The sequence below is a fragment of the Micromonospora sp. KC606 genome (assembly GCF_004348675.1).
Taxonomy (GTDB): domain Bacteria; phylum Actinomycetota; class Actinomycetes; order Mycobacteriales; family Micromonosporaceae; genus Micromonospora.
Genome location: NZ_SMKN01000054.1, coordinates 21499 through 27761 on the forward strand (window position 1 = coordinate 21499; position 6263 = coordinate 27761).

General features: G+C 72.4%; 7 protein-coding genes. 3 read left to right on the forward strand and 4 right to left on the reverse strand.

Features of this window, described 5'->3' with window-relative positions:
- Positions 1-153: 153 nt before the first annotated feature.
- Positions 154-636, forward strand: a complete 483-nt coding sequence (locus E1193_RS13815; protein ID WP_132183587.1) for a hypothetical protein — start codon at positions 154-156, stop codon at positions 634-636.
- Positions 637-1138: 502 nt separating this feature from the next.
- Here the strand turns inward: E1193_RS13815 and E1193_RS13820 are convergent.
- Positions 1139-1462, reverse strand: coding sequence for a hypothetical protein (locus tag E1193_RS13820; protein ID WP_207922691.1), 324 nt, complete (start codon positions 1460-1462; stop codon positions 1139-1141).
- 471 nt (positions 1463-1933) lie between these two features.
- On the opposite strand from E1193_RS13820, the gene E1193_RS13825 reads away from it, so the two are divergent.
- Both E1193_RS13825 and E1193_RS13830 read left to right on the forward strand, forming a co-directional pair.
- On the forward strand, positions 1934-2977 hold the full coding sequence (locus tag E1193_RS13825; RefSeq protein WP_132183588.1) for a LacI family DNA-binding transcriptional regulator: 1044 nt from the start codon (positions 1934-1936) through the stop codon (positions 2975-2977).
- 242 nt (positions 2978-3219) lie between these two features.
- Positions 3220-3585, forward strand: coding sequence for a pyridoxamine 5'-phosphate oxidase family protein (locus E1193_RS13830; protein WP_132183599.1), 366 nt, complete (start codon positions 3220-3222; stop codon positions 3583-3585).
- Here the strand turns inward: E1193_RS13830 and E1193_RS13835 are convergent.
- From E1193_RS13835 to E1193_RS13845, 3 genes are all read right to left on the reverse strand, one after another.
- The gene (locus E1193_RS13835) at positions 3518-4564 is read right to left on the reverse strand and encodes a hypothetical protein (protein WP_132183589.1); all 1047 of its coding nucleotides are present in this window, start codon (positions 4562-4564) and stop codon (positions 3518-3520) included. The genes E1193_RS13830 and E1193_RS13835 overlap by 68 nt on opposite strands.
- Positions 4565-4679: 115 nt before the next feature.
- Positions 4680-5333, reverse strand: coding sequence for a 4'-phosphopantetheinyl transferase superfamily protein (locus E1193_RS13840; protein ID WP_132183590.1), 654 nt, complete (start codon positions 5331-5333; stop codon positions 4680-4682).
- Positions 5334-5475: 142 nt separating this feature from the next.
- The gene (locus E1193_RS13845; protein ID WP_132183591.1) at positions 5476-6249 is read right to left on the reverse strand and encodes a peptidase; all 774 of its coding nucleotides are present in this window, start codon (positions 6247-6249) and stop codon (positions 5476-5478) included.
- Positions 6250-6263 lie beyond the last annotated feature (14 nt).

Consider the following 6263-nt stretch of genomic DNA (forward strand, 5'->3'; position numbering starts at 1 on the left):
GGCAATCGGACACCGAGCGGTAAACAGCACGCCACGACAACCGACTGGACCGGGCGCGCCCATAGGATGAAGTAGCTCGATACTTCGCCGCCGTTCTCGCTGCTACGGGCAGTGCCGCATGGGCGGGGACGACTACGAGACAGGGAGTAGCAGATGAAGCTCACCGCAGTCGCGCGCCGGGCGGCGTTCGCCGTGGCCCTCGGCCTACCGCTGCTGGTCGGGCCGGTCGTGGCAGCCGGCCCGGCGACCGCGCAGTCCGCCCCGCAGATCGCGACCGCCCCGGGCGCGGGCGGCAGCACGGATGGTACCGCCCCGGCGGCGCGGATCTCTGCTGGCGACCCAGCCGGCACCGGCCCGGTCACGGCGATGGCGCCGCGCTGCGGCTGGGTGCCCGGCGCCTACGAGCCGCGCAGCGTCGGCTTCTCGGGCGGCGGTATCCGCCTGCGCAGCGGCCCGTCGACGCTCTGCACCGTGCTGGGCCTGGGCTACGTGGGCCAGAGCGCGACCCTGCGGTGCGGCGCGGTGGGTGACGACGGGTGGGGCTGGTACTACGTCACGAACAACAGCACCGGCGTCACCGGCTTCGTCCGGGGTGACGGCCTGACGGGCGTACCGATCTCCACCCTGGCGTGCTGACGCCCGGTGTCGGCCGGCAGCGGTCGGCACCGATCTCCGGGCCGCGTCGGGCACCTGTCCGGCGCGGCCCGCCGCCGCCCGCCCGATCTCACGTGGCGGCGATTGGACCGCGAGTCGACCCGGTGGCACCACACCTGCGCCGGTACGACCCGCCTGCGGGACGAGAACGTTTGTGCAGCGGTGGTAGGAACTGCGGCAGCATCCTCGCGTGGGCGGGCGTCCATGAGCAGTCTCCGGGGCATGGCGGGTAGGGAAACGACCCGTACGGCGCCTGCCGCGTTGCCAGGGTGGGCGCCGTACGGTTGCCGGGCTACTGGATGCCTTCCCGCATCAGTTGCCACCGTTGGCAGACGCAGTTGGCGTCGCGCCGGCCCCGTCCGTGGTCGACGCGCCCAGGATCTCCAGGTACTTACCGCTGTTGCGGTTGACCAGCTTGAACTCGGGATCGGCGTCAACCCCCGGGCGGTACACCTGGATCTGGTCCAGTTCGGCGTCACGGTGATCATGCCCGGCCGGTCGCTCTTGTTGGTCGGGGCGGAGAGTTGTTCAACGCCCCCCAGGTCAGGCCCCCGTCGGTGGAGCGCCGGTACGAGACCGCCTGCAGGACGTTGTTGGCCTTCTGCCGCTCGTCAGAGAAGTAGCAGACCAGGTTTGCGGTGCCGTCCACGATCAGCGACGGTTCCCAGACCGTTGTCGTGGTCGAGGTGGGGCTCGGGTCGTAGTTGGCGGGGCCGCCGGTGTCGACGGTGCTGCGCAGCGACCAGGTGGCTCCCCGGTCGAGGCTGGCGTACACCACGAGCCGGCTGCTGGAACGGTCGCTGGGCATGAGCATCCCGGCGAGCAGGACAGTGCCGGCGGGGCAGGTTCCCGACCTGCTGGGAAGTTCGTGGAGGAAGGGCCGCGAGGCACCATGTGAGGGATCGTGTTCGGCTGCGACGGATCCTTGTTCTCAAGGTCATGGGGGATTACTTCTTCGGTGTTCCGCTCAGGCGCGACGGGCTCGCCCGTCCGCCGGTTGGCGTCGGGGGCGGCCCGGAGACGGGCGGTGGTGAGGTGTCGCGGGCGGTGGATCGCGGCGATGTGAGACCCGCCGCGTGGTCGGCTCCGAGCGGATGGACGGGTAGGGGTGAGGGTTTCCCTTGCCGGCGTGGTGGTGAGTATGATCACCGTGAGCTGGTTCCTACGTTGTACCTCCGCCCCCGGCGAGCAGTCACAATAGGCGATCATCTGTCGCGGGGAAACAGCTCGACCGGCGGCCGTTGTACGTTCTCACTGTCGATCACCAGCGGAGGCGCAGATGGATGGGCCGACCCTGCACGACGTGGCGGCTCGCTCCGGAGTGTCGATCAAGACCGTCTCGAATGTGCTTCGTGGAACGAAGGGCAAGGTGTCGGCGGCGACCGCGGCGCGGGTCTACGCCGCCATCGAGGAGCTCAACTACCGGCCGAACCTCTCGGCGCGGCGGCTGCGCACCGGGCGGTCGGACGTGATCGCCCTGGTCGTGCCCGACCTTCGCAACCCGTACTTCGCGGAGGTCGCCACCGCGATGATCGGCGCTGCCCGGCAAGCCGGCTACACCCTGCTGATCGATGAGACCGGCGGAGACCCGGACGTCGAGCTGAGCGCCGCCGAAGGGCTGTACGATCCGCTGATCGAGGGCGTCATCATGTCGCCGTTGACCCTGGACCAGCGGCAGCTCGGTCGCCGCAGCCGGTCCATCCCGCTGGTCCTGCTCGGCGAGCGGGACTACTCCGGCCCGTGCGACCACGTCATGTTCGACAACATCGAAGCGTCGTACCAGATCACCGGGCACCTCGTCGAGCAGGGCTATTCGCGCATCGCGGTCATCGGCCGGCAGGACGATCCGCCCCATGCCACCGCCGTGAAGCGGCTGAAGGGCTACCACAAGGCGCTGCGCGCCGCGGGGTTGCGTTCCCACCGCGCCCTGGCCCCCGTCGTGCCCGGTGCCCCCTACAGCAAGACCGCCGGCGCGCAGGCCGCCCACCAGCTGCTGCGCCAGGAGGAGCGTCCCGACGCGATCTACTGCTTCGCGGACGTCCTCGCCATCGGCGCGCTGCGGGCCGCCCACGAGCACGGCCTGCACGCGCCGGCCGACTTCGGTCTCGCCGGCTTCGACGGCGTCGAGGAGGGCCGGTTCACCATCCCCACCCTCACCACCATCGCCCCCGACTTCGCCGACATGGCCGCCCTCGCGGTGTCCGCGCTGGCGGAACGGATCCGGTCGACGGCCGGCATCGAGCACCGCGACATCCGCTGTCGGTACGAACTGGTGATCGGGGAGAGTTCCCGCCGTTCGCCGGCGTCGGCCCCGGCTTCGTGACGCGGGGAGGTTTCCGTGGGGGTTCGCTCCCGCTCGGCGGCGGCCCGGTCGAGGCCCCGTCGACGGCCTGCATCCGGGCCGGGCGTTCAGTAGTAGCTCGGCGTGCTGTTGCACGACACGGTGGAGGACACCTGGAGCGTCCACAAGCGATGAGGCCCTGCTTCCGGGCGGAGCACGCCGGCGGGCCGTCGCACGGGCCCCGATCCGTGGGCGACCCCGGGCCGGTGTGATCCAATGCGCCCATTGACCAGCTTGTTCCGGTCGATGTCCAGGCCCGGCTCCGGCAGGAGCGCAACGTCTGGTTGTGTACGTTGCGCCGGGACGGCTCGCCGCATGTGACGCCCGTCTGGTTCGTGCGTGACGACGGGGCGTGGTGGATCGGCTGCGACGATCGCAGCGTGAAGGCGCGTTACGTGCTGGCCGATCCGCGAGTGTCCCTGGCCCTGGGGGACGGGACGACGCGTGCCACCTTCGCCGGCCGACGACGAGAGGGGCCGGTCCCCGCTCGGGGACCGGCCCGTACTCACGTGGGCGGAGCCGTCACGGCCTCCAGGAGCCGGCCGTCTCGAACCGGTGTTGGTACTCGACGACGCCGTTCTTGTCCTTGACGTCGAACACCACCACGCCGGTGCGCTTGCTGCCGCTGGGCAGGCCGCTGCCGGAGCCGAGCATGTCGCCGCCGCAGCCGGAGAACGCTGCGGAGAACCCGTTGCTGGTGGTGCCGTCCTCGGCCACCCACTTGAAGTAGAACGGGTTGATCGAGGCTCTGCCCCTGGTCACCGTCGCGGTGACGTCGGCGACCAGGAACATGCCCTTCTCCGGCGGACGGGCGTACGAGCGGCACGGCTTGGTGAACGTGCTGAACTTGCGGACGGCGATCTCGATGGTGCCGTCGTCGTCCTCGAGCACCAGGGTGTCGCCGGGCTTCATGTTGAAGGTCTCGCCGTCGGCCGGGGCGCTGGCCGACGGCTTGCCCCCGGGCAGCCCGGGCAGGGTGGTCGTGTCCGGGGTGGGCAGCGACCGCTCGAACTCCCCGGCCTTCTTCTCCACCTCGTTGCCGGCAGCGACGAGGGCCGCCACCCCACCGCCGCAGCAGAGCAGGAGCAGCACCGCCACCACGACGCCGACGACGATCCACACCGTCTTCTTCGACCCGGACCGCACCGGCGGGCCGAGCGGTTGCCCCGGCGCCGGCGGGTACGGACCGCCGGGCGGCGGCGGGTAGCCGCCGCCGGAGACCGGCGGGTACGGCGTACCCGACACCGGCGGCATCGAGGCGTTCGGGTCGTAGGCCGGGTACGGCGAGCCCGGCACCGGCGGGTACGGGCTGCCCGACATGGGTGGGTACGGCGTGCCGGAGACCGGCGGGTACGGGCTGCCCGACATGGGTGGGTACGGCGTGCCGGAGACCGGCGGCTGCGGGGTGGTGGGGTCGACCGGGGCGTACGGGCTCTGTGGGACGCCGGAGACCGGCGGCAGCGGCGCGGTCGGATCGGCGGGATACTGCGGCACCGGTGCTGTGGGGAACGGGTCCACGGGCGGCTGGTTCGGATCCTGCGGCCCGTTGGGGGGCTGGGGCTGGCTCACCGTACTCCTCGGCACGTCGGTCACGTCACGAACCACCCGACGCTAGTGGGTGCCGGCAAGCTGGGAATGTCTCGGGTCCAACCTGCCCGTTCGGTGCCGGGGCGGGACCGATCGGTCAGTGCGGCAGCACCGCCGCCGTGCGGACCAGGTCGCCCTCGACCGCGAACCGGCCGCGGATCACGGCGGGCGGGTCGGCCACCGTCGCCGCCGCCACCCGTGCCGGGTCGATTCGGGCGGTGAACGTCCCTGCTCGCAAGTCCAGTTCGACGGTCGCGTCCTGGAAGTCCAACCAGGACCCGACAACCGGGTGCCAGACCTTGTAGACGGTTTCCTTGGCGCTGAACAGCACCAGCGGCCACCAGGTGCCGACGGGTAGCCGGGCCAGTAGTTCCTCCTCCTCGGGGCGGCAGATCAGCCGGCGTACCCCCGGGTCGAGGTTCCGGTGCCGCTCGGCGTCCATGCCCACCGACCGTATGTCGGTGGCGTGGGCGACTGCGGCGGCGCAGTAGCCGCGGGTGTGGGTGATGGTGCCGACCACGCCGGCGGGCCAGACCGGGGAGCGGTCGGCCGCCGCGGGCACCGGCACGGCCGGCAGCCCCAGGCGGGTCAGCGCCCGCCGGGCGCAGACCCGGCCGGCGGTGAAGTCCCGCCGCCGACTCTCCACCGCCCGTTCGCTCAGGCCGGACCGCTCGGCCGCCAGCAGTTCCCCGGTCCAGTCCGCCGGCCCGGCCACCACGACCGACACGGTCGGCGGCAGCAGGTCACGCATCACCGTCCCCTTTCCGGTACGACCGTGGCCGGAAGGTTCACGACTGCCATGGCTGGTGAACGTACCGCAACGCCGGTGACGGCGGAGGATTCGTCCCGCCGGGCCGGTGACCGCCCGGGCGGGCGGCCACCAGCCCGGGCGGTCAGGGGCGGCGGGGGCGGCGGGTGAGCGCGAAGCCGACCACGCCGGCGACGGCCGCGAGCATCCCGCCCACCGTGCTCCAGATCCAGCGGGAGCCGAGGTCGGGCAGCCAGTCGAAGAACCCGGCCTCCTCCTCGGCGGGGGCGGCTGTCGGCTCGGCGGCCAGCACCGTGCCCGCCTTCGTGTTCGGCACCAGCGGCGCCTTCAGCTCGCCGTCGTCCCGGGAGCCCGCGCCGTCCGCGCCGACCAGCAGGTCCACGTCGATCGGCAGGCCGAGGTCGGCCTCGGGCAGCTCGGGCACCGACAGCCGGATGTAGTAGGTGCCGGGCAGCGGGTCCGCCGACCAGGGCTCCGCCCAGGAACGCACCTGGCGCAGCGTGCAACCGAGCGACACGCTGCCGCCGGCGGCGGCCACGGTGGGGGCCTGCGCCCCGGCCGTGCACGACTGTCGCCGGCGCAGCCCGTCGAAGACCTCCAGGGTCCAGGTGGAGGCGCCGCTGCGGGCCTTCGGGAAGGTCACCGTCGCGCTGATCTCGTGCCGTTCGCCAGCCGATGCCGAGAACGACCAGTAGAGGTGGTCGCCGGTGGAGGCGTCCACCCGGACGGGCTGGCCGGCGCCGACGCCGGTGGCGGTCAGGAAGGACGTCCCGGCCCGGGTGACCGGGGTGGCGCCGGGTGAGGGGGTGGGCGTGGCCGAGGCGGGCGCGGGTGCGGCCAGCAGGGCCAGCCCGGCGGCGGCCAGCGCCGCGCCGGTCCGGACAGTCGGGGTACGCATCCTCAGTTCTCCCT

Coding starts and splice junctions, on each gene's coding strand:
- E1193_RS13820 (WP_207922691.1), bottom strand. CDS start 1,462: ATGCCCAGCGACCGTTCCAGCAGCCGGCTCGTGGTGTACGCCAGCCTC.
- E1193_RS13840 (WP_132183590.1), bottom strand. CDS start 5,333: ATGCGTGACCTGCTGCCGCCGACCGTGTCGGTCGTGGTGGCCGGGCCG.
- E1193_RS13815 (WP_132183587.1), top strand. CDS start 154: ATGAAGCTCACCGCAGTCGCGCGCCGGGCGGCGTTCGCCGTGGCCCTC.
- E1193_RS13825 (WP_132183588.1), top strand. CDS start 1,934: ATGGATGGGCCGACCCTGCACGACGTGGCGGCTCGCTCCGGAGTGTCG.
- E1193_RS13845 (WP_132183591.1), bottom strand. CDS start 6,249: ATGCGTACCCCGACTGTCCGGACCGGCGCGGCGCTGGCCGCCGCCGGG.